Here is a 24,920-nt window from a genome sequence, read left to right as displayed (position 1 = left end):
ATTCCCGGCGGCACCGCATGAACCAGCTTCCCCCGCAAACCCCCATCGAAACCCTGTTGCAGACCGCAATGGACGGCAAACTGCCGATCCGCGCCTTCATGCAGGCCTTCGTCGCCTCCGAAGTGGTGCTGCTCACCGGCAGTCTGGTCACGGCCGATGGCAGTGGCTTCGACCCGCTGCTGTTCGACAAGCAGGGCGTGCTGCACGTAGCGGTATTCACCGATATGGCGCGGGTCGGCTTCCACCAGCAGCAGGCACCGCACAACATCCGCATGCTGATGCTGGAAGTACTGCGCCGGGTGCCCGGTGGCTACGGCGTGGTGATCAATCCCGGCACGCCACTGGGCTTCGAAGTCTCACCCTCAGGCGTGGGCGAAATCCTGAAGGATTTCAGCTGAGTCACGGCATGCGGCAGTACTTGCTGTGCGAGTCACACGCCAAGCGATGATTCCCGCACCACCAGCTTCACCGGAATGGTGAGGCCTTCCACGGGCTCGCCGGCAATCAGGCTCAGCAGCTTGTCGACCAACAGCTGACCTGCCTGCTTGGTGTCCTGCTGCACCGTGGTCAGGGGCGGTGATACCGATGCCGCTAGCGGAATATCGTCGAAGCCGGTAACCGCGATGTCCTGCGGCACGCGCACGCCGCGCTCGCGCAGGGCACGCAAGGCACCAATCGCGATCAGGTCGCTGGCCGCGCAGATCGCATCGAAGTTCTTGCCGCTGTCGAGCAGGGCAATGCAGGCAGCGTGGCCGGAGTCCTCGGTGGTGATGGCGTCGTGCTGCAGCGTCGGATCTGCCTTCAAACCGCGTGCGGCCAAGGCTTCGACATGGCCGCGGTAGCGCTCTTCAAACTCGGGGTAGTGGCTGGAAGCATGGCCGAGGAAAGCGATGCGCTGATAACCTTGGTCCAGCAGATGCGCGCTGATATCAAAGCCACCCTGGAAGTTGTCGCTGCCAATCGACACGCCGGGCTGGCCCGGCAAGGCCGCGCCCCAGCGCACGAAATGGGTGCCTTGCTCAACCAGCCGTTGCAGTCGCTCTACCGACTCGTGGTAGTCGCCGTAGCCGAGCAGGATGATGCCGTCGGCCTTGTTGCTGTCCTCGAAGTCGGCATGCCAGTCGCTGGACAGCTGTTGGAAGGAGACCAGCAGATCCAGCCCCTTCAGGGCACAGGCGCGGGTGATCGAGCCCAACATTGAGTGGAAGAAGGGGTTGATCAGCGAGTCATCATTGGTCGGGTCCTCGAAGAACAGCAGCGCCAGCGTGCCGGACTGCTGGCAGCGCAGGCTGGAGGCGTTCTTGTCAACCTTGTAGTTCAGCTGGCGGGCGATGTCGAGGATGCGCTGGCGGGTTTCGGCATTGACCATCGGGCTGCCACGCAGCGCACGCGACACCGTCGGCTGCGAGACACCGGCCATGTGCGCGATATCCAATGAGGTGGCTTTGCCCTTGATGACCATCTTGACCAGCAATCTGAACGACGTCTGGCATCATGCCATGCGGCCGTCGGAACCGGGCACGCCAAGTCTGGGATCCCCTGTACGGCAGGCCTTCCCTGGGCTGGCAGGCGTGCGGCCAAAGCCGGGCTCGGAGCGCCCCCGCAGCCGCCCGGATCAACGGCGGGGCCAGCACAAGCCTTACGCCGCAAGGGTTGCAAGGATTGGCTGCTATCTGTCGCCGGACAGATATAATACGTCGGCTATTGCCCGCATCCGGCGGGTGGACCCCAACGGAAGAGTAGGAACCTATGGCCCGCGGCATCAATAAAGTCATCCTCGTCGGCAATCTCGGCAACGACCCGGACACCAAGTACACCCAGGCCGGCATGGCGATCACCCGTATCAGTCTGGCCACCACCAGCGTGCGCAAGGACAAGGACGGCAATCAGCAGGAGCGTACCGAGTGGCACCGTGTGGTGTTCTTCGGCAAGCTCGGCGAGATCGCTGGTGAATACCTGCGCAAGGGCAGCTCGGTCTATGTTGAAGGCGAACTGCGCTACGACAAGTACACCGGCCAGGACGGTGTGGAAAAGTACACCACTGATATCGTCGCCAACGAAATGCAGATGCTCGGCGGCCGTGGTGAAGGTGGCGGTGGCGGTGGCATGGGCGGCGATCGTCCGCAGCGCCAGTCGGCCCCGCGTCAGCAGCAGGGTGGCGGCCAGGGCGGTTATGGCAACCAGGATCAGGGCGGCGGCGGTGGCTACGGCGGCGGTCAGCGCCAGCAGCAGCGCCAGGCACCGCCGCAGCAGCAGTCGGCTCCGCCGATGGACGACTTCGCGGACGACGACATCCCGTTCTGATCGTTGTTCTACGCGTTCGTTTTTTCAAAGGCCATGCATTGCATGGCCTTTTTTGTGTTCAAGAGGGCACAGTTCGACAGTACTGCTTTGTTAGTTATGACTTCATGTCAATTGGCACTGGTCTGAAAAGTAGCTGCGCTTATTTGTGAAGTGGCAGGATCTGATGTTTTGCTAAACTCAGCACCGAAGGCTTTGCTTACAGGGGGCAGATGCAGTCGCAGAGAACGGGAGTTTGCCGGTCTCGACTGCAGGGCCGATGTTTCTCGGAATGGTGCGCGGGCCCCAGCCATTCCGTGCAGCGCGATGCTGCGGTTGTTCAAGGACAGTGGTTGTTATGGCAAGCAATGGAATGCGGGTGCGTGGCGCGTGTATTACACGTGGGCGTGTGTTGGCGGTTGCATGTGCTGCATTGTTGGGTACTGGGGCAGTGCAGGCGCAGACAGCTGATGTAAATGCACAGGAACTACTGCGGCAGCAGGAGCGCGAGCGCGTGCTGCGCGAGCAGCAAGAGGCGCAGCCAGATGCGCGCTTGCAGCCTACGCCGGAAGAAATGGTTGGACGACTGCCTGTAGATGAAGCGCCGTGCTTCGTCATCAATCACATCTCCTTGGAAGGCGAGGACGCGCAGCATTTCCGCTGGGCGCTGAAAGCCGCCGATCCCAAGGACGATCCTGCTACCGGGCGCTGTCTGGGCACGGCCGGCGTGGATATCGTGATGAAGCGCGTGCAGAACGCGATCATCGCGCGCGGCTATGTCACCACCCGCATTCTCGCTGCGCCGCAGGATCTGAAAACTGGCACGCTGGTATTGACGGTTGTGCCCGGCCGGATCCATGCCATTCGTTTTGCCGACGACACCCAGCCGCATCCGGCATTGTGGAACGCGATGCCGGCCGGGCCGGGCGATCTATTGAACCTGCGCGACATCGAGCAGGCGCTGGAGAACTTCCAGCGTGTACCTACGGCGACGGTGGACATTCAAGTGGCCCCGCCAGCCGAGGGCGCCGCTGCCAAGCCGGGTGAGAGTGATCTGCTGATCAGCTGGAAGCAACGCTCCAAGGTGCGGACAAACCTGACCTTGGACGATTCCGGCAGCCAGTCCACCGGCAAGCTGCAGGCTGGTGCCACCGTGTCATTGGACAATCTAGCGGGCTTGAATGACCTGTTCTATTTGAACCTCGGCAAATCGGTGTTCAATGGCAGTGGGCGCGACACCGACAGCTGGGCGGCGCATTACAGCGTTCCGGTCGGCAGGTGGCTGCTGGGCATCAATGCCAGCAAATACGACTACAGCCAATCGGTTGCCGGCGCTTACGAAACATACGTTTACAGCGGCGCCAGTCGCAATGCGGAAGCTCGGCTGACGCGCATGCTGTTCCGCAATGCCAGCTTCAAGACCAGTGGCTATGTTCGTGCCTGGTACCGCGACTCGAGCAATTTCATCGACGACACCGAGATCGAAGTGCAGCGTCGGCGGATGGCGGGCTGGGAGCTTGGGCTGGCGCACAAGCACTTCTTTGGTAACAGCACATTGGATGCGGGTGTCGCCTATCGCCGCGGTACTGCTGCATTCGATGCGCTGCCTGCACCAGAAGAAGCCTTCGGTGAAGGCACGTCGCGCGGTCGCGTGATCACCGCCGATGCGCAGTTGATGGTTCCCTTCAAACTGGGCAAGCAGCCGGTGCGCTACACCAGCAACTGGCGCGCGCAGTGGAATCGCTCCCTGCTGGTGCCGCAGGACCGCTTTTCCATTGGTGGCCGCTACACCGTGCGCGGCTTTGACGGCGAAATGTCGTTGACCGGCGAGCGCGGTTGGCTGCTGCGCAACGAGCTGGGCTTTGCACTCGGTGGCGGCCAGGAGGCTTATGTGGGCGCGGATTATGGCCATGTTGGCGGCCCATCCGCACGCTGGCAGATGGGTGACTACCTGGCTGGCGCGGCAATCGGCCTGCGCGGCGGCGTCGCGCACGCGCAATGGGACTTCTTTGTCGGCAGTCCACTGCACAAGCCCGCTGGTTTCCCAACTGCATATACGACGTTCGGCTTCAGCCTGAGCGCCTCGTTCTGATACCCGGCGGCCGCACCGGCCGCAAGCATATGGAACCTGCCGTCTTCATGCCTACAGGGAAGGCGGCATATCAAAAATCCAAGGATAGAAAGGAAGCAATGCCATGAATCGTATCTACCGTCTGGTCTATAACCGTACCCTGGGTGTGTGGCAGGTAGCATCGGAGCTGGTAAAGGCGGCGCAGGGTGGCCGTAGCAACGGCACCGGCCTGTCCACGGCGGCATTGCATCCGGTGAGTTTCGGCTTGTGGTTGGCGATGGGTTGGGTGGGGCTGGTGCTGCCAGTAACGGCGCAGCAGGCGCCTACCGCGCATGCCGGCCGGATCGTCGCCGACCCGAGCGCGCCGGAACGGCAGCGTCCAACGGTGGTTACGTCGGCAAATGGTACGCCGCAGGTGAACATCACCACGCCAAGTGCGGCCGGTGTATCGCGTAACACCTATAGCCAATTCGACGTAGGCAGCGACGGCGCCATCCTCAACAACTCGCGCGGCAATGTGCAGACCCAGCTTGGTGGCTGGGTGCAGGGCAATCCGTGGTTGGCCAAGGGTACGGCGCGGGTCATCCTCAACGAGGTCAACAGCGCCAACCCCAGCCAGCTGCGTGGCTACGTGGAAGTTGCTGGTGACCGCGCGCAGGTGGTGATTGCCAACCCGGCCGGTATTTCGGTAGACGGCGGCGGTTTCCTCAATGCCAGCCGCGTCACCTTGACCACGGGTACCGCCATCGTCAACGGCGGTGTACTGGATGGCTATCGCGTGGATGGTGGAGCGGTGCGCATCAGCGGCGCAGGCCTTGATGCCAGCGACACCGACTACACCGACATCATCAGCCGCTCGTTGGAAGTCAATGCGAGCATCTGGGCCAAGCAGTTGCAGGCCAGCCTGGGCAGCAACGTGGTCAGCGCCGATCACACTCAGGTCAGCGCACAGGCGACAACTGATGGCGCGCCGATGTTCGCATTGGACGTAAGCGCGTTGGGCGGCATGTACGCTAACAAGATCTGGCTGGTCGGCAACGAGCACGGCGTTGGAATGCGCAATGCCGGCAAGATCGGTGCTCAAGCGGGTGAGCTGGTGGTCACCGCCGAGGGCCGCCTTGAGAACAGCGGTACGCTGCATTCGCAGGACAATGCACGTGTAGTCAGCAATGCAGGCATCAGCAACAGTGGCACCATCAGCGCTGCCAATGAAGCCAAACTCACCGCTGCTGCGGAGTTGGACAATAGCGGTGGCACCGTCAACGCCCGTCGGGTCGACGTCAACGCGCAATTTCTGCGAAACCAAGGCGGCGGCATCGAGCAGACAGGTGCACAGTCGCTGTTGATCACAGCCGGTAGCGTCAGCAACCGCGCGGATGGACAGATCGGTAGCGTTGAGATTGCAGATGTTGGCGGCGGTACTGGTACTGGTGGCAATACTGGTGGCGGCACCGGCGGTAGCACTGAAAACGGAAATGGAAACGGCGGCACGGAAGGCAGCAACGGCGGTACCGGTAGCAACGGCAACGGGGTCACGCCTTTGGCTGCTGGCGCGCTCAATATCGCCCAATCGTTGAACAACGACGCTGGTCGCATTGACGCCTTGGGTAGCTTGCAGCTGACGGCAACGTCGGGGTTGGACAACAGTGGCGGCAAGTTGGGCGTTGATGCGCTGCAGGTCAGTGGTGGCGATCTGCGCAACGTGGCAGGTACGTTGCGGGTGCAAGGCAAGGCTGCCGTGGATGTGGCCAATATCGACAACAGCAAGGGTTTGTGGAGTGTTTCAAGCACGTTTGCGCTGACCGCGCAGTCCCTGCTCAACCACGGGGGCAGCATCGAGCAGGCTGCTTCGCAGGCCGCGACCTGGACAGTTCGCGGCTTGGTGGACAACAGCGGCGGCACCTTGCATAGCAACGCACAGGCGCTGAGCTTGGTGTTCGGCAACTTGGTGAACAAGGACGGCAGCATCAGCCACGCGGGCAGCCAAGGCTTGACCCTGCGCACGGCTGCATTCGATGGCCGGGGCGGAGACATCACAACCGCCGGGGCGCTGAGCCTGAGCGCCACAAACGTAGACCATCGTGATGCCGTGCTGCAGGCACAGCAGCTGAGCGTGGATGCAACGAACTTCGACAACCGTGGCGGCACCGTGGTGGCTACCGGCCAGCAGGCCAACCGCATCACTGTGCAGGGCACGCTGGATAACGGCGATGCGGGCACCATCGCCAGCAATGGCGACCTGGCATTGAAAGCTGCCACGCTGGGCAATGCCGGGGGCATCGTGCAGCATGCGGGCAGCGGCACGCTCAGCATCGAGGCAGGCACCTTGAACGGGCAGGGCGGAACATTGCTCGGCAACGGTGCGTTGAACATCAGCGGCCAGCAGACCGACCTGAGCAAAGGCATCACCACGGCCCAGCGCATCAACATCAGCACCACCGATCTGAACAATGCCGGTGGTCAGATTTCGGCAAGTGGCACCGACGCGCTGCAGCTTCAGGTCGGTAATCGCTTGGACAACAGCGCTGGCAGCATCGGTAGCAACGGCGCCATCGATCTGGTCGCCGGCAATCTGCTGAACAAGCAGGGCAAGTTGATCGCCGCAGGCAGCGCGGCGACTGCGCTGCAGGTCAGTGGGCAGCTGGACAATGGTGGCGGTGCCATTTCCAGCGATGGCGACCTGCGCGTGCAGGCGGGGCAGATGAACAATGCTGGCGGCACCGTGCTGGCCGCGGAAAACACCGATCTGTTGTTGAAGGTGGATGGCGCGCTGGACAACAGCAACGGTGGCCGCGTAGCCGCCGGTGGCGACCTGAGCCTGGCAGCGGACAGCCTCGACAACCAAGGTGGTACGGTCGAGCACGCAGGTGACGGCACGCTGGATATCACCGTCAACACACTGCAGGGTGCAGGCGGCAAAATCATCGGCAATGGCGACCTCGCGTTGCAAGGCGAATCGCTCGACCTGCAGGGCGGCACCACCCAGGCCAAGCGCCTGCAGGTGACGGCCGGCAGCCTCAACACGGCCGGCGGCAGCTTGGTCTCCACTGGCAAGGACGCACTGCAGTTGCAGCTGCGTAATGCGCTGAACAATGATCGCGGCACCATCGCCGCCAATGGCGCTTTGGCGCTGGATGCCGGCAGTGTCTCCAATCGCGGCGGCACGCTCAGCGCAGCTGGTAGCGATGACAGCTATCTGCAGGTGGATGGTGAGCTGGACAACAGCGACGGCACCATCGCCAGCAACGCGGCGTCGTTGACGCTGGCATCGGGCAGCCTGGTCAACCAGGATGGCACCATCAGCCATGCCGGTGACGGGGCATTGATCCTGCGCACTGGTCAGTTGGATGGCCAGCGCGGCACCATCGCAAGCGCCGCGGCGTTGACGTTGGATGCCGGCAAGGTAGACCACCGTGACGCCACGCTCAGTGCCGCGCAGCTCAGCCTTGGCGCGAAGGATTTCGACAACCGTGGCGGCACCGTGGTCGCAACCGCGCAGCAGGCCAGCAGCATCAATGTGCAGGGCACATTGGACAACGGCAGCGGCGGCACCATCGCCAGTAACGGTGATCTGTCGCTGAAGGCCGCCACGCTTGGCAATGCTGGCGGCACCGTGCAGCACGCGGGTACCGGTACGCTAAGCATCCAAGCCGTCACCTTGAATGGTCAGGGCGGAACATTGCTGGGCAACGGTGCGCTGAACATCACTGGTCAGCAGGTCGACCTGAGCAAGGGCATCACCTCGGCCCAGCGCATCGCTATCACCACCACCGATTTGAGCAACGCCGGTGGTCAGCTTTCCGCCACTGGCAACGATGCGTTGCACCTGCAGGTTGGCAACCGCTTGGACAACAGCGGTGGCAGCATCGGCAGCAATGGCGCCATCGATCTGGCCGCGAACCAGTTCCTCAACAACCAAGGCAAGTTGATTGCCGCAGGTAGCGGCGCAAGCACGGTGACGGTTGGTCAGCTGCTCGACAACAGCGGCGGCGCACTGTCCAGCAATGGTGACCTGAGCGTAACCGCCGGTCAGATGAACAACGCTGGCGGCACGCTGTTGACCGCCGATGAGGCCAGTCTGCAACTGGCGGTAGACGGGCGGCTGGACAACAGCAACGGCGGCCGCGTTGCTGCCGGTGGCGACCTGAGCCTGGCAGCGGACATCCTCGATAACCAGACCGGTACCATCGAGCACGCTGGTGCCGGCACGCTGGATATCGCTGTGAACACGCTGCATGGTGCAGGCGGCAAGATCATCGGTAACGGCGATCTCGCGCTGCGGGGCGAAACGCTCGACCTGCAGGGCGCCACTACCCAGGCCAAGCGCCTGCAGGTGAACGCAGGCAGCCTGACCACGGCCGGCGGCACCTTGGTCTCTACCGGCAAGGACGCTTTGCAGTTGCAGGTGCGTAATGCCCTGAACAACGATCGCGGCACCATTGCTGCCAACGGTGCATTGGCGCTGGATGCTGGCAGTGTCTCCAACCGTGGCGGCACCGTCAGTGCCGCAGGCACCGGCGACAGCTATCTGCGAGTGGATGGGGCGCTGGACAACAGCGCTGGCACCATCGCCAGCAATGCGTCTTCGTTGACGTTGACATCGGGCAGCCTGGTCAACGAAGACGGCACCATCAGCCACGCAGGTGAAGAAGCATTGATCCTGCAGACCGGCCAGCTCGACGGCCAGCGCGGCACCATTGCCAGTGCCGGCGCACTGCAGCTGACCGCAGCGCAGGTAGATCACCGCAACGCCACCCTCAATGCCAAGCAGCTGACGGTGAACGCTGCAGGCTTCGACAACCGCGGCGGTACCGTGCTCGGCACCGGTCAGCAGCCCAACAGCGTCACCGTGCAGGGCACGCTGGACAATGGCAGCGGCGGCACCATCGCCAGCAACGGTGACCTGTCGTTGAAGGCCGCTACGCTGGGCAATGCAGGTGGCACCGTGCAGCATGCGGGCGCCGGTACGCTCAGCATCGATGCGGGCACCTTGAATGGCCAAGGTGGAACACTGCTGGGCAATGGTGCGCTGAACATCACCGGCCAGCAGACCGATCTGAGCAAGGGCACCACCTCAGCCCAGCGCATCAACATCACCACCACCGATTTGAACAATGCCGGTGGTCAGCTGTCGGCAACCGGTACCGAGGCGCTGCGCCTGCAGGTAGGCAACCGTCTGGACAACAGCGGCGGCAGCATCGGCAGTAATGGCAGCTTCGATGTGACCGCAGCGGCCTTCATCAACAACAAGGGCAATCTGCAGGCCGCCGGTGCCGGCAGCAGTCGCCTGGATGTAAGCGGTGTGCTGGACAACCGCGAAGGCAACATTCTTGCCGCTGGTGACACCCGCATCGACGCAGGCAGCGTGGATAACCGCAGTGGCACCCTGCATGCAGCAGGCGATTCGCAGCTGACCCTCGACGTTGATGGCCTGCTCGACAATAGCGGCAAGGGCACGGTCTCCAGTGGCGGTGATGCGAGCATCAGCGCCGCCGCGCTGGCTAACGCGGGCGGCAGCATCGCTGCTGGCGATGCGTTGACCCTGACCACCAACAACGCCATCGACAACACTAACGGCCTGATCCAGGCCGGTGCCGCCCTGCAGTTGACCAGCAATGGCCTGCGCAATGGCGACGGTACCGTGCTGGGCAACAGTGTCAACATCGATACCCGCGGAAATGCCCTGGATAACCGCGACGGTACGCTTGCCAGCCTGACCGGCGCGTTGGATATCCGCAGCGGCGCGCTGGACAACAGTGCTGGTCTTATCCAGTCCGCAGCCGCGCTGAACATCAACACCGCTGGGCAGCAGCTCAGCAATGTCAATTCCGGCAGCGCTGGCGGCATCGTCAGCGTCGGTACGCTCGATATCAACAGCGGCAAGCTGGACAACCGCGCCGGTACGGTGTTCTCGCAAGGGGCCGCACAGCTGCGTGCCACCGATATCGACAACACCAGCGGCTGCTCACTGGTAAGCGCTGCCGGCCTGGTCATCCAGGGCCAGACACTTGCCAACAGCGGTGGCGAGGTGAAAGCCGGTGGCGACGCCAGCCTCGCACTGCAAGGCGCCCTGAACAACAACACGGGTCTGGTCGCAGCCGGTGGCACCCTTCAGCTAACTGCCACCACGGTGGACAACCGCAACACCGCGACGGGCGCCAACTTGGGTCTGCAAGGTGGAAACCTGCAGCTCACCGCACAGAGCTTGGACAACCGCCAGGGCCAGCTGATCGCCGACAACGACGCGCGTCTGCAGCTGAGCGGTCAGTTGAACAACAGCGCCGGCCAGATATCCACGGGCAAAGACCTGGAGGTGCGTGCCGATGCCGTACTGAATACCGGCGGTAGGCTGGTGTCCGGCGGCAATCTGCAGCTGGATGCCCGTCATCTGTCCGGTGATGGCAAGGTGCTGTCGCAAGGCGATGCTACCTTGAATCTGGTGGAAGGCTTCACCAACACCGACGAGGTAGCAGCCAACGGCAAGTTGACCCTCAACACCCAAGGCGCGCTGGACAACCAGGGCAAGCTGCAAGGTGGCGGCGTGGAAGTGCACGCCAACAGCATCAACAACGCGGCCAATGCAGAGATCAGCAGCGCCGGTATCACCCATCTGGTCGCCGACGGTGCCTTGGTGAACCGCGGTTTGTTGAACGGCGTGGTGAGCCATCTGCAGGCAGGTCAGCTGGACAACGTAGGCAGTGGCCGTATCTACGGCGACCATATCGCAATCAACACAGGCAGCTTGAATAACCGCGCCGAGACGCTCAACGGCATCACCGCTGCAGGCACCATCGCCGCGCGCGAGCGCTTGGACCTGGGTGTACAGGGCGTGCTCAGCAATACCGGACAAAGCCTGATCTTCAGCGACGGCGACGCGGCTATTGGGGGTGCATTGGATGCCAATCGGTTCGCTACCGGCGCCGCACAGAAGATCGACAACCTCGGTTCCACCATCGAGATCTCCGGCAATCTGGACATCGCCGCACTGGCGGTGAACAACATCCGTGAGAACGTGGTGGTCACGCAGGAATCCAGTTCCAGTACCACCCAGTTGAATCAGCCGGGTTGGTGGAACAACGGTAGCAACAACACCAACAACATCCGTAATTCGTCCAACTACCAGGCACATGAAATCTACTATCTGAGCCCGGATGACATTCTGGAGGACGCGCCTTACATCACTCCGGATGGGCAGGTGGTACACAAGGCGGTGATCCGGGTGACCCCGCAGACCACGGCCTATTTTTTCGGTCGCGGCGCGTTGTATGGAGCCAAAGGTGAGCGCTCGCGCATCAACCTGGCCGACGGCACCATGACCATTTATTACTCAGGGCGTCAGGACGGCCAGAGCAATCCGGACCAGGTAGCCGGTGGTGCTGATGATCCGTTCGTCGAACTTACTCATACCGAGCCGGGTTCCCCTGCCTTCAGCTATGTCAGTGACAACCTCAGCTACAACAATGCCTATGGCACCTGCACAACCAACTGCGTGCAGCTGACGGCATGGCATGCGTATACGGACCCGGACAGCACACTGATCTACCCCAACCGGTATTCCAGTACCAGCCTCAACGGAAACGAGCGGTACCGGCTGGCAACCCACACCGTGGTGGAGGATGTACTGCAGTCGGCCGGCCCCGATGCCATCATCCATGCCGGTGGCAACATGCGTATAGATACCGATGCGCTGACCAACAAGTACGCGCGTATCGCCGCTGGCGGCAATCTGGCCATCGTCGGCTTGAACAAGGCTGAGTCCAGCGTAGACAACATTGCGTTGCAGTTGTATCGCACGCATTCGTTCCAGAATGTGTCGGTTACCTTTGGTGGTGCCCGCCACAACTGGACCAACCCGGACATCTCCGAGAAGACCGGTCAGCTGGGTGGCCAGATCACCGCAGGCGGCACTTTGACGGTGGATGTGGGTGACCTGAGCAACCTCAATGACGGGCGTAACCCGCCCAATGTGCAGGACGGCCTCGACTTCGGTGACGTAAACACTGCAGGGCCGGCCGGTGGCAACCTCGGCCCTGGTGCTGGTCAGGTACAAGGACCGGGCACAAGCAACGGCCAGAGCGCTGCTGTTGCCGCCGGGAACGGCCCGCAGACGGTAGCGGACAGTGCTGATAGCGGCGGCGCTGGTACTGGTCGTTTGCAAGATCTGCTTGGCAAGATCGCCGCGCAGGCAGCATCTGATGCGCCGAGTGCTACCCAACAGGGCGGGCAGGGCGGTGCCAGCGTCGGTGGTGGTGCTACTGCGGTGGCAGGCGCCACAGCGGTAAAAGCTAACGGCGACGATCCGACATTGATTATTGCCGGAACGCTGGACAACACCGCACCCAGCGCCAGCCTGTTCAAGGTGGACGCCAATCGCGGCCAGCACTTGGTGGAAACCGATCCGCGCTTTGCCGACTACCGCAACTGGCTGAGCTCGGACTACTTGCTGACGCAGATGGGTTTTGACCCGGTCAACGTGCAGAAGCGCTTGGGCGACGGCTTCTACGAGCAAAAGCTGGTGCGCGAGCAGATTGGCGAGCTCACCGGCCGTCGTTTCCTCGATGGCTACGCCAGTGACGAGGATCAATACCGCGCCCTGCTGGAAGCAGGCGCAACCGTGGCCAGCAAGTGGGGCCTGCGTCCGGGTATTGCGCTGACCGCCGAGCAGATGGCGCAGCTGACCAGCGACATTGTCTGGCTGGTGGAGCAGACCATCACCCTGGCTGACGGCTCCACTACCACCGCACTGGTGCCGCAGGTGTTCCTGCGCGTGCAGCCGGGTGATCTGGACAACAACGGCGCGCTGTTGGCCGGCGCCAACGTCGACCTCAAGCTGCGCGGTGACTTCGTCAATCAAGGTAATGTCGCCGGGCGGCAAGTGGTGTCCATTGACGCCGGCAACATCCGTAATCTTGCCGGCGCCAACATCAGCGGCCAGCAGGTGGGGCTGCAGGCCAAGCAGGACATCGACATCATCGGCAGCAAGGTAACCGCTGCCGATGCGCTCAGCGTCAAGGCAGGCGGCAACATCACCGTCGCCAGCACCACGCGCAGCTGGGAGAACAGCGGCACGCACGCGCAAAGCAACACCAGCATTGATCGTGTGGCTGGGCTGTATGTCACCAGTCCGGGCGGCTTGGGTGCGCTCACCGTAAATGCCGGTGGCGACGTCACCCTGACCGGCGCGCAGGTGATAAATGCCGGCGTGAAGGGAGCCACCGTATTGGCTGCCGGTGGCAACCTCAATCTGGAAACCATCGCCCAGAAGCAGAGCCTGGACCTCACCACCGACAGCCGCAACTATGTGCGTAACAGCCAGACCACCCACGTCAGCAGCACCGTGAACGGTGCGGGCAACGTGGTGCTGCAGGCCGGCAACGACGTCAATCTTGCTGCTGCCAATATCAACGCCGGCAATGCGATTGCGGTGCAGGCTGGGCGAGATATCAACAGCAGTGTTGCGGTGGATGTGAGTACTTCCGATAGCAGCTATGCGGGCAAGAAAACCTCGCGCGCAGTGTCGGCCAGCGACGAAACCGTGCAGGGCACGCAGATCACCGCGGGCAGCGATATTGCGCTGCAGGCTGGGCGTGATGTCACCTTGCAAGCGGCCACGGTCGCCAGCGATGAAGGCGGCATCGGTGTTTCTGCTGGTCGTGACGTCAATCTGACTGCTGCGCAGGAGCAGCACGACCTGAGCATCGACGAGCAGCGCAAGAAGAAGGGCTTCCTCAAGACCAAAACCACCACCACGCATGATGAGTGGCATGACAGCATCGCCGTTACCACCACGCTGAGCGGCGAGACCGTCACCGTGACGGCCGGCCGTGACCTGACCTCGCAAGGGGCGCAGATTGCGGGTACGGGTGATGTGATCTTAGCGGCAGGACGTGACCTCACGCTTGGTACTGCGCAAAGCACCTCAAGTGAGACGCACGACAAAACCGTAACCAAGTCGGGCTTGTTTGGCAGCGGTGGCATCGGGTTCACTGTCGGTAAGCAACGCACGGATACCGAGGCCGACATCACCGGTGTCAGCCATACCGGCAGCACCGTAGGTAGCCTGGGTGGTGACGTGACCTTGGTGGCCGGCAATGCACTGAAGATCGAAGGCAGTGACGTGATTGCCCTTCAGGGGGATATCACGGGCAAGGCCAAATCGATCTCCATTACCGAGGTGCACGACACCAGCACCGCAGAGCAACAGACCCGCTTCAAGCAGGCAGGTTTGACGGTGGCAGTCAGCGCCCCGGCCCTGAGCTTGCTGGAGACAGCCAATGACCTGAGCAAGGCCGCAAAGCAATCCGGCGGCGATGGTCGCATGCAAGCGTTGGCAGCAGGAACGGCAGCGCTCAACGCCTACAACTCGGCCGGTGCGATGAATCAGCTGGCGGATGGCCTTGCCAGTGGTAACCCGGCAGACATGGCCAAGGGTGCAAACGTCAGCATCTCTGCCACCATCGGAGCCAGCAAGAGCTCGAGCCAGAGCACGCAGAGCAACAGCCAGGCCAAGGGCTCCAGCCTGCAGGCAGGCGGTGACGTCAGCCTCATCGCAACCGGCGGTGGTGAAGACAGCAACATTCTGATTCGTGGCAGTGACATTACGGCAGGCAAGGATGTGCTGCTCGCTGCGGATAACAATGTCACACTTGAGGCAGCCCAGAGTACCGCCGAGCAGCACAGCAGCAGCAAGAGCAGCAGTGGCGCGATTGGCGTGGCAGCGAGTTACGGCAGCGATGGCGCTGCCTTCGGTATCACCGCCAGTGCAAGTGTTTCCCGAGGCAACGCTGACGGCAAGGATGTCACCCAGCGCAATACGCATGTAACCGCAGGAAACGCTGCCACGGTCATCAGCGGCGGAGACACCACCCTGAAGGGTGCGCAGCTGTCGGCAGATAAAGTGGTGGCCAATGTCGGTGGCGATCTGAACATCGAGAGCCTGCAGGACACCAGCACCTATGACAGCAAGAACAAGAGCATGGGGGCCAGCGTCACGGTAGGCGCGGGGTTCAGTGGCAGCGCCAGCTACAGCAGCAGCAAGGTCGATGGCGATTACGCCAGCGTTACCGAGCAGAGTGGCATCCAGGCTGGTGCAGGCGGGTTCGATATCACCGTTGCGGGCAATACCGAACTGAAGGGCGCGGTGATCGCCAGCACGCAGGAAGCCGTGGATGCAGGCGTGAATCGACTGCAGACCGGCACGCTGACCACGTCCAACCTTGAAAACCACAGCCAGTACAATGCCAAGGGCGTCAGCCTGTCTGGCGGTTACAGCGCGGCAGGCGAAGGCGGCGCAACCGAAGGCAGCCCGAGCACCACAAACAACGGCAGCAACTGGTCGTGGCAGAACTTCAACACCGGTGCGCAAGGCGCATCCGCTGGCTACGGCAGTGAGAAGGGCACGGAGAACTCGACGACAAGCAGCGGCATCAGTGGCGGCACAGTGGTCATTACCGATCAGTCAGGCCAGCAGGCGCTGACCGGCAAGAGCGCAGAACAAGCGCTCGCCGCGCTGAATCGTGATGTGCTCACTGGTGATGACGCCAATGGCCTGGCCAAGGCCTGGGATGGTCAGAAGCTGCAGCAGCAGGTTGAAGCGCAGGCGCAGATCACGGCGATGTTTGGGCAGCAGGCTAGTAAGGCTGTTGGTGACTATGCAGAAAAGCAGATGGAGCTTGCCGCGGAGAGCCGTAAGAAGGCTGCAGATGCGACAGACCCCGCTGAGAGGGATGCGTTGAATGCCTTGGCCGACCAGCTGAATAGTCAGTGGGGCGAAAGCGGAAGTTTGCGTGTGCTCGCACATACCGTGATTGGCGGCCTAACCGGCGGTGTTGGTGGTGCGGCAGGTGCAGCCGCCGGTACGTTGACCGCGCCAAAGGTGGCCGACGCACTGCGCGAAGCCGGGGTGACCGGGCCGCTGGCTGATGTGCTGACAGGGGTAGCTTCAACAGCGGTGGGTGCTGCTGCGGGTGGTACTGCTGGTGGCGCGGCTGGATTGAACGAGGTGGCAAACAATTGGCTGTCACATAAGCAAACTGCTGATGCGAATTTGGAGTTGGCTGGCTGTGAGGTCGCCGGCGGAAATGTGAGAGCCTGCAAGGATGCGGTGATTGCCAAGACTGATGCGTTGGATGTGAGCCAGCAGGAGAACTGGAGGGCCTACCAAGAGCGAGTAGAGCAGGAGCTGGCGGCGGAGCAACTGGGAGGCGCGTGGTACTCAAAAGAAGAATACATGAGTAAGGCCGCGGAGCTGTCAGCCATATACTGGAATGGCTCCGGTGAGACTGAAGGATCTGCTGTTTTCACCGGATACGAGCCAGCACGTGGTGCGGGCTATGTAATGCGCAGTATCCTCGGAAGCGCAAATGATTACGTTGGATTCTTTTCAAGGCCTGGTTTCCTGGTTCTAAAAGACATGGCTGGTGGTGCAATACTTGGTGTCAAAAACCTCGCTACTTCGACGGTGGACTATTTGAAAAGTCCCCTTCCTGCGGCAAATTTGAGTGCAAGTATTGATAACAAGTTCACGCTGACTACGCGTGAAGGCGCGGAGATTGTAGTTGGAGTTGCAATTGGTGTTGCTAGCGATGGTTTGATTTCAGGACTATCTAAAGCTGATGTCACGCCCGTAGGGCCGAAAGGAGAGACGCCGCCGCATTTGCACCCAGATGCAATCATAGGGGATGGTCTGATAGACCATCCCGTAAAGAATATTGATGAACTTTGGAAGTTGAGTCCGACTCTTCGCGGGTCCACAATCGAGTCGATTCTGTCCAAAACTGATTACAAGGATTGGTACAATATTGGGCAGTCGCAGCGTGGTAAGTTCCCTCTGATTGACTTTCAGAAGGGCGATAATCTTGTTAGTCTGAAGACTATTGATACGAGAGGGTCATCTTGGGTCTATGATATGCGAAATCATATTCAAGAACTGTCTCAAGCTACGGCTACTGTTGATGGGCGCAAGGCGATTATGATTTTGGATATTCGTACCCAGCCAGGTGGGGCGGCCTTGGCGCAGAGTTTGGTTAAGTTTGGTTCTGATCGTGGCATTATCGTTAATATTGGAGATTTCGATGGGCGGTGAAGTATTCGAGGCTGTATTCAAATCGAATTTTCAAGATCTTCATTCGGTGTCATATTTGGTGGGTATCCTCGAAGGGTCTTTGAATTTCGACTTGAAGGATCGCAATATTCAAATGACGCTAGACGATCTCAGGTCCAGACGATCTCTGCCTGTCTGCCTTAGTTTGAACGGGGCAGAAGTTCAGTTTGGGTCAATTCCTGGAAATCACTCTTTTATACAGGTGATTGGCAGCGGGCAGGCGTGGGATGCGTGGGTGAGGTTGGCCATGAGCTTTCCTGAGTTCTTATATGCACGAAGAGTTGATAGGGATTTTGACTACTGGAGTAATGTTCTTGACGTTAATATTATTGCTGATGGTGGGTTTGATATTTCAGATTTGAAATTGGTGTCAAATGGTTTGCCTCCTCCTTTGGCTAAGATGGTTGTTGATATACGAGATAATCCCGGGAGGCGGGTAATTAAGGAGGGCTATGTTGAGGCCGTCGGAAGCACCATGTGGTTAACCGATGATTTCCTCGGCTTGGTAGGATTTTATGGTGGGTTTGATCGTCTTTTGGCGGCGGGATGGAGTGTTGATAGTTTCGACGCGGGTTGTGTGAGGATTGACGTTAATCAAGATGTATTTTCTTGTAAAGGCGACAAGCTCGTTCAGTACAAGCTTCGGGCTGCACTGTATGGATGAGGGGTTAGGAGTTAGGAATGGCGGTGTAAGGTTTACTTAACCGTTGATGTTTTTGGGTAGTCGGAGCGTCAGGAGCGGTGCCTGAGAAATGGTGTCAGGTTCATATTTGGCCGTCTTTGTTCTTGATTGGCCGATGCGCTGGATGAGTTTCCGCGCGCGGTTAGGTTTCGGCTTCGACAATTGTCCGAAATCGCGAGGAGCCAAACGCTCGCTATCGCTGCAATGTCATACGGATCTGCTCTAGCTCCAGATCCATCGTTCCCTCTTGCAGGAACTGCCGGCGACAGGTGGCACACAATGCTAGCCTGATCGGCAACATTGTGTGCGGTGACGAAGTGAAGAGGTGGCTATGGTGGTTTTTACTGGCGGGATCTACGGCCGCTTCTGTGATATCCCTTTGATTCATGCGTCGAATTTGATGGCGGATCGCGGTGCTTCGATTAAGCGGATCATCGACAACGGGAAGTCTTGGTTGCTAGGGAAGGTCTGAAGAATCAGCTCATACCCTTTGTTATGCAGCGATTGAACTAGCGCGGTCGGCAGCCTGCATCAAATCGGTAACTTTCATGCCTAACTTCGCACAGCAGGACGGCATTTCCCGTCCTGCAGGCGCAATTACCCCATCTGCGGCAGTAGCTGCCGCCGCACCATCCACAAGTTCGACAGCGCAAACAGCGTAAGCATCTGCGCCGTGTTCTTGGCCAGGCCGCGGTAGCGCACCTTGGTGTAACCAAACTGGCGCTTCACCACCCGGAACGGGTGTTCGACTTTGGCGCGGACACTCGCCTTGAAGTGCTCCCAGCGACGTGCATGTTTGAAGTCGCGCTTGCTCTTGATAGCACGCAGTCTGGAAGGCTTTTCGGCGATCAAAAACGCTGCCACGACGTCCTGCAGCTCCGCACGATTCTCCGCACCGGCATATCCGCTGTCGCCATAGACCTCCTGTTCGCGGCCATGCAACAGGTGCTGCACCTGGGTGACGTCACCCACATTAGCCGCCGTGCAATGCGCGTGGTGAACGAGCCCGGAGTGCTCATCCACACCGATATGCGCCTTCATCCCGAAGAACCACTGATTGCCCTTCTTGGTCTGATGCATCTGCGGGTCACGCTTGCCGTCGTCGTTCTTGGTTGACGATGGCGCGTTGATGATCGTTGCATCGACAATGGTGCCGGCGCGCAGGCTCATGCCCTTACGCGCAAGGTGCGCGCTGATCTGCTTGAACATTGCCGCTGCCAGTTGGTGCTTCTCCAGAAGACGGCGGAAGTTGAGGATGGTCGTCTCATCCGGAATCTCCTCCAGCCCGCCCAACTGAGTGAACTGGCGCATCACCGGCGTATCGCACAAAGCCCCTTCCATCGCCGGGTCGCTCAATGCGTACCACTGCTGCAACAGGTGGATGCGCAGCATGGTTTCAAGCCGATACGGTTGCCGGCCGGGGCCGCCTGTCTTTGGGTAGTGCGGTTCGATCAACGCCAACAGCGCTTTCCACGGCACCACCTGCTCCATCTCGGACAGGAATATCTCGCGCCGTGTGCGCTTGCGTCGGCCTTGTTGTTCGGCGTCGCCAAAGGTCAGTTGCATGGGCGTATCAGGCTCCCGAATCGAGGCTTCAAGTCTGACAGGCTGCGGGTGATTTGTTCAGACCTTCCCTAACCGGCGGTGTTGGTGGTGCGGCAGGTGCAGCCGCCGGAACGTTGACCGCGCCCAAGGTTGCTGAGGCACTGCGCGAAGCCGGGGTGTCCGGGCCGCTGGCTGACGTGCTGACAGGGGTAGCTTCAACAGCGGTGGGTGCTGCTGCGGGTGGTACTGCTGGTGGTGCGGCTGGAATGAATGAGGTGGCCAACAACTACCTGACGCATCAACAGATAGAGCATTTCGAGGGGTTGTTGGAGAAATGTGGCGCAGATATGCAGTGTAGGGTGAATGTAATTCGGCGCGCGCAGCTAGTCTCTGTGGCTCAAGATGAGGAAATGCGTGCGCTTTGCTCCGTTGCACCTTCAAGCGCCGCTTGTGCGACATCGCTGAACCACGCTATTGAATATAAAAAGAGTAGCGGTTCGGAATCTTTCATTGTTTATTCAGATTACGTTCGCAGCTCGAACTTTCTTCGAGAGTTTATTCAGTCTGATACAGGATCCCAATTTCGATCATATGTCTTTGAAGGGACAGGGATAGAAGGCGTTTATCTAACTCCAATCGAAAATAGGATTGCGGCCGCGGGTTACTGGGCGAGCAATACCGAATCTGCCATTGATAAGCATGGGGGCTGGTCTGAAGAGGCCGGCTTGGCGGTAACCCTCGGTCTTGCTCAGGTTGCTTCAGCAAAGATTGGGACGGCACTTGGGCTTGTGGGGCAGAACGGAGGCTTCAATCCTGGCGGAAAGGGAGCTGCGTGGGGCGTAGCGCCTTCTGAGAGTGGGAGGGGTAGCCCGATTCCGTATAGGGAGAATACTGCCGCTTCGAACGGCTTGGTTTATCGATCAAATGGCAAGCACACTCCGGGGCAGGCAGGGTTTAACCGTGACGCGGGTGTTGAACCTGCAAATTCGCTACAATTATTTAGTGGTGCTGTTCCATTTGGGAAGAAGATGTACGCGAAGGATTCCGCTGGTAATGTGCACCAGTTTACATACACCGGTGCTGGTGACAATACATGGCATTGGGCTGGAAGTACCGGTGATAAGTCAGCCCCTTTGCCAAAGGGAAATATTCCAACGGAAGTTAGGCGTGCCTTGGGCATAGGAGGTAAGTGGCGGTGATTGTTGGTAATCCAGATCGCTTTGCGATATTCATCGATTGGGTGCCTGATTGGTATACAAGCGAGTACGGCTATAACGGGGCTTTCCACTATGTGGTCAATGGAGAGTTCTATCCGCCAATGCTGGTTGCCGCCCCTTTAAGTGGGGAGGTTTATAGCTTCGAGGTGGATAATTCAATTGTGGCGACTCCGGAAGATAAGGATATTTTCTTTATGCCGAAGGAAGTGGCATTTAGGGTGATGATGGAAAAAATTTTTCCGGATTATTTTGACCGAGATGTTGAGATTTCTGATGATTTCGTCACGGATTTCTCGTTCAAGGCTTCAACCGACCAGATGGAGAATCTAGGTTGCTTCTTCTTTGCGGTTTCTTGGGAAGGACTAACACGAATTCTAGGGGCTAGACTTGGTGAATTTGTTCCAAATGGGGATGGTGGGCGTGAGTGGTCAGCTTTCAGATCTCCTGATGTTTGCGAGGTTGTGTTGGGGGGGGGGGAGTTGTTGGAGCTGGTGGCGGGCGTTAAATCTGCATGGAACGGTATCGAGGTGCGGGTTGGTGATGAGAGGCGCAGAGGATAGGTGGGCTGTATATTCAAGAATTTTCGTTGTTGCTTAGCGGCTAGATAATTGGCTGGGCCAAATAGGGAGGGTGGTTTTGGTGTTTTAGAACGGCACCTTGAAGTAAACAAGCCTAAGCGATCTTGGTGGAAGCCCCGAGTGGAGAGGGGCGACTCTCCTCTTTGATAGGGACCAAGGCTGGGAAAGCCAGGGTTTGGGAGATGCTCCATGAGGATAGTGCTTGGGTTTAGATGTGTGAGGTTTGAAGCTTAGAATGGTGCATAGTCTGCTTGTCGGGGTTATTCAGCCCGAAATGCTTTAGGAATGCTTGGATTGAATTCGCGGAAAGAGGTGTTTCCTGATGCCGCGAAGGTCGAGGTCGATCACATCCTGCCCAGAAAATTCTTCTCCCAGATCCGCGGATTCGACTAATTGCCTAAATCTACGAGAGACGAACTGACGGATATGGTGGATAACTTGCAGCCTATGGCAAAAGGGGCGAATTGTTCAAAGAACTGTTTAGTTGAGTTTGTTGACGGCGGATGGGAGACTTGGAGAGGGCAGGAAGTGTCGGATAACTACAAGAAGTATTTGTTGGATCGTCATAACTCTGTTCGAGAGAAGGTTGAGGAAGTAATTTATTCGATGAGAAAGGGTGGGCGCGAGTGAAATTGTGAAAGTCGCATCGAGATATTATGATGGCGGAATGTACTCCTCAATGGTTGCTATGCCGGAGGATGTGCATGCTGGCGTGTTGATGGGCAAACGCGGACAGGCCTGTGAGTCGATACTTTCTAAGGGTAAGTCATGGCTTATCGAGTCATTTGCCACTTATCAGCCAGAGTCCTTTCGAACTATTTGCCATGAAGGTGGTGAGTTGCTTTTGGGCGTAAGTACGTTCGATGATCCGGTGAGAGAGGGCCGCGGGAAGGTGATGCTGCCGGATCTAATTATGTGTTTCCCGTCCTGTTTGGTGATTGTCGATCCCGGGAGATTGGCTGACAACTTTGAGGACGGCTGGGATTCATTCGGTTCTTTGCTCGCTCTGCCCGAAAGCATTTCAAGGTCGTGGTTGTGGAGGACGGGGGGGTGGAAGATACCTGCCGAGTTGCCGTCGAACCCGCTGATCAACCGAGGATTAGTTGCGCACCCGCGTTCGTCTTGGGTGCCGGTGAACAGAGTTCTAGAGTCCTTTGATCGGAAGAGTGCGGGGGCTAGGATGTCCATGCTCGTCGAGAGATTGCCAGGCGCGGTTGATACCCGGTTGGATATGGATGGAGAGGCTTACCAGTGGACAGCCATGCGTTGCTTTCTAGATACGAGGCCTGGTAACGAAGGTGGACCGCATGGGGACCAGTTTTTTGTTATCGATTCATGCAGGGATGGGCGCGTCTATCATATTCATGAAGGGAATGTGGATTCTATTCGAGTGCTGGACAGGCCCGGTGAGGCGATAGATTTTTATTCCTCCCATGTGTTAGCTGGAAATGGAGGGCAGTTCGACTTCATGCCGTGGAGCCGTCCGCTGTGAGGTGTGTGGTAAAGGACCGGGTGCTGTTGCAGCTTGCGCTTCGACCAAGGCAATAGGGTGGAAAGATTCAGCAAGAGACAGAGCAGGCGGCTGGATGGCGCGATGTGGTTCTCGATGTCGCTCAGAACACGTCACCGAAGTACACGACAAGACGGTCACAAAGTCCGGTTTGTTCTCTGGCGGGGGTTGGTTTCACCATCGGCAAGCAGCGCACGGACACCACGGCGAACATTGAGGAGAGGACGCACACCGGCAGCCTGATCGGCAGCACGGACGGTCGCGTGGATATCGCCGCTGGTCGCGATGTGCCGATCACCGGCAGCGATGTGTTGAGCCGGGACGGCATCGGCATCATCGGCCAGAACGTGACCATCCAGGCGGCCGAAGACAGGAACAGCGTCACCGAAACCCAGAAGTTCAAGCAGACCGGCATCAACGTAAGCTTGAAGGGCGGTGCGGTGGATACTGCCCTTGCCGTGAAGAACAGCGTCGAGCTGACCACCTCCCAGTTTTTTGAGCCATCCACAAGTAGAGATATTCGGCGAAACTAGTCCAGAGCAGCGGCGGGGCGTGAAAGCGCATGATTACCATGCGCCTGCGATAATTCACAAAAATTCAGGTCTCACGGAAGACACCATGCACGTTTCTGATCTTGTAAATCTGGTTGGTGCCAACGGTAGCGATCCGCAGCTTGCGGAGTGGTTCGAGCGTCATGGAGTCGGCAAGCCGCCTGTTTCCATCACCGCCAATCAGGGCACCAAGTGCATCAAGGACAAGCGTCATGAGATGGAGCACTACTTTGCGTTCGACATCATCAATGACCGCTTCTATCCGCCGGCCGATGGTCAGCGCAGCGGCTTGGTGTGCTATCTGCAAGCTGTGTTGCTGTTCTCACGCAAGCCCAAGGGCAATGTGGCGCTGCCGGCTGGATTCTGGGAAGGCTTCGTAGGGCCGGATGCCAGCTTTGACGAGTGCATGGCATTCTTTGACGGCAACGTGGACGCATACACCGATGAGCATCTCTTTCGAAAGCCATTGGGTGAGGATGTCGAGCTCAAGCTTTGGTTCTCTGCCAAGAAGCAACGGGTGGATTCCATGCAGATCAGCATCGTGCAGGACCGCCAGTTCCTGGGGCATCACGAGTTCGATCAAGAGAACCCCCACAACACGGTGAAGCCGGCCGCCACGCTGGTGATCAAATGGCTGTTCGACGGGCGCCATCTGCGGCTGGCTGACGAGGTGTATGCGAAGGGGCTTGCTGATGATCACGCACGGATTCTGGATTTCGTGCGACAGCATCTGAGAGGCCACGTGTGGGGATCGCAGCTCAATGACGATCAGGTAGTGCGGCAAGTGCTGAGCCATACCCAGACCAGTCGGCCGCTGAAGCTTTCGAGCGGGGAATCGCTGGAGCTGTTCGCGCAGACGCTGTATTTGCAGGCGGCTGGTGCTTGGGACGCTTATCAATCTGTGTACAACGATGACTCGCTGGAAGACTGGGGTGGATCTGTTGATCGGTTCCGGGAGTCGGTGGTGCTGGATGCGGGTCAGCGACAGGTATTCCTGGATATCTTGCATGACGCCTATCGTCTGGTTGCTGCGGATAAGGCATAGAGGAATCTGATCAGCGCGATGCTTCAGCAGTTGCAGTATCCGTAGCCCAGGTAAGCACAGTGCACGCGGGAGCGGAGATCTACAGGTCTTTCAAGCTGTTCGCCAACGGCCCCGGGTGCGCAGTGCTTATCCGGGCTGCAGCGCGAACGGTCGCTGCGTGACGTTCTCGTATTTCAGGCAGAAGCATCGTACTGATCAGCTGGAGGAATGTCGGCCGGATGTGATCGCGTTGAAACTTCGGGCCCGATTTGAATAGCCATGCATAGAGCGGTGAGACCGTAAGACTCGGTGTTTGCTGGTTTGGAAGCCAAACTCCATAGCCTGAGAGCAGTGCGCCAC

General features: G+C 59.3%; 12 protein-coding genes. 10 read left to right on the top strand and 2 right to left on the bottom strand.

Translation table 11 applies throughout. The annotated features are described in order from the left end of the window. The first annotated feature begins 17 nt into the window (after positions 1-17). Complete coding sequence (locus ACVOMB_RS02790) at positions 18-398, top strand: SseB family protein (protein WP_481529767.1); 381 nt, start codon at positions 18-20, stop codon at positions 396-398. A gap of 32 nt (positions 399-430) precedes the next feature. Here the strand turns inward: ACVOMB_RS02790 and ACVOMB_RS02785 are convergent, their stop codons facing one another. Further along, positions 431-1,462 carry a LacI family DNA-binding transcriptional regulator gene (locus ACVOMB_RS02785; protein WP_481529831.1) on the bottom strand — a complete coding sequence of 344 codons (1,032 nt, stop codon included), beginning with the start codon at positions 1,460-1,462 and terminating at the stop codon, positions 431-433. A 287-nt stretch (positions 1,463-1,749) separates the two neighbouring features. On the opposite strand from ACVOMB_RS02785, the gene ACVOMB_RS02780 reads away from it, so the two are divergent. From ACVOMB_RS02780 to ACVOMB_RS02765, 4 genes are all read left to right on the top strand, one after another. After that, positions 1,750-2,304 (top strand): single-stranded DNA-binding protein, encoded by a 555-nt coding sequence (locus tag ACVOMB_RS02780; RefSeq protein WP_481529766.1) that lies wholly within the window; start codon positions 1,750-1,752, stop codon positions 2,302-2,304. Between the two features lie 349 nt (positions 2,305-2,653). Next, positions 2,654-4,372 (top strand): ShlB/FhaC/HecB family hemolysin secretion/activation protein, encoded by a 1,719-nt coding sequence (locus ACVOMB_RS02775; protein ID WP_481529830.1) that lies wholly within the window; start codon positions 2,654-2,656, stop codon positions 4,370-4,372. Positions 4,373-4,475: 103 nt separating this feature from the next. After that, positions 4,476-17,435, top strand: coding sequence for a hemagglutinin repeat-containing protein (locus ACVOMB_RS02770; protein ID WP_481529765.1), 12,960 nt, complete (start codon positions 4,476-4,478; stop codon positions 17,433-17,435). Next, positions 17,425-18,117, top strand: coding sequence for a hypothetical protein (locus ACVOMB_RS02765; RefSeq protein ID WP_481529764.1), 693 nt, complete (start codon positions 17,425-17,427; stop codon positions 18,115-18,117). The genes ACVOMB_RS02770 and ACVOMB_RS02765 overlap by 11 nt, the downstream gene beginning before the upstream one ends. A gap of 615 nt (positions 18,118-18,732) precedes the next feature. Here the strand turns inward: ACVOMB_RS02765 and ACVOMB_RS02760 are convergent. Then, complete coding sequence (locus tag ACVOMB_RS02760; protein WP_481529763.1) at positions 18,733-19,701, bottom strand: IS5 family transposase; 969 nt, start codon at positions 19,699-19,701, stop codon at positions 18,733-18,735. A gap of 113 nt (positions 19,702-19,814) precedes the next feature. On the opposite strand from ACVOMB_RS02760, the gene ACVOMB_RS02755 reads away from it, so the two are divergent. From ACVOMB_RS02755 to ACVOMB_RS02735, 5 genes are all read left to right on the top strand, one after another. After that, the gene (locus ACVOMB_RS02755) at positions 19,815-20,879 is read left to right on the top strand and encodes a hypothetical protein (RefSeq protein WP_481529762.1); all 1,065 of its coding nucleotides are present in this window, start codon (positions 19,815-19,817) and stop codon (positions 20,877-20,879) included. After that, a complete protein-coding gene (locus tag ACVOMB_RS02750) occupies positions 20,870-21,457 on the top strand; it encodes an Imm42 family immunity protein (RefSeq protein ID WP_481529761.1) in 588 nt (195 codons plus the stop codon). Before ACVOMB_RS02755 ends, ACVOMB_RS02750 begins: the two co-directional genes overlap by 10 nt. Before the next feature lie 685 nt (positions 21,458-22,142). Then, complete coding sequence (locus tag ACVOMB_RS02745) at positions 22,143-22,967, top strand: hypothetical protein (RefSeq protein WP_481529760.1); 825 nt, start codon at positions 22,143-22,145, stop codon at positions 22,965-22,967. 104 nt (positions 22,968-23,071) lie between these two features. Beyond that, entirely contained in the window at positions 23,072-23,518 is a 447-nt protein-coding gene (locus ACVOMB_RS02740; RefSeq protein ID WP_481529759.1) for a hemagglutinin repeat-containing protein, read from the top strand. 19 nt (positions 23,519-23,537) lie between these two features. After that, positions 23,538-24,581 carry a zinc-binding metallopeptidase family protein gene (locus tag ACVOMB_RS02735; RefSeq protein WP_481529758.1) on the top strand — a complete coding sequence of 348 codons (1,044 nt, stop codon included), beginning with the start codon at positions 23,538-23,540 and terminating at the stop codon, positions 24,579-24,581. Positions 24,582-24,920: the final 339 nt, after the last annotated feature.

The organism is Stenotrophomonas sp. STEN018 (genome assembly GCF_056760235.1).
Note: the sequence above shows the minus strand (reverse complement) of the source record. Positions and strands in the feature narration are given on the sequence as shown.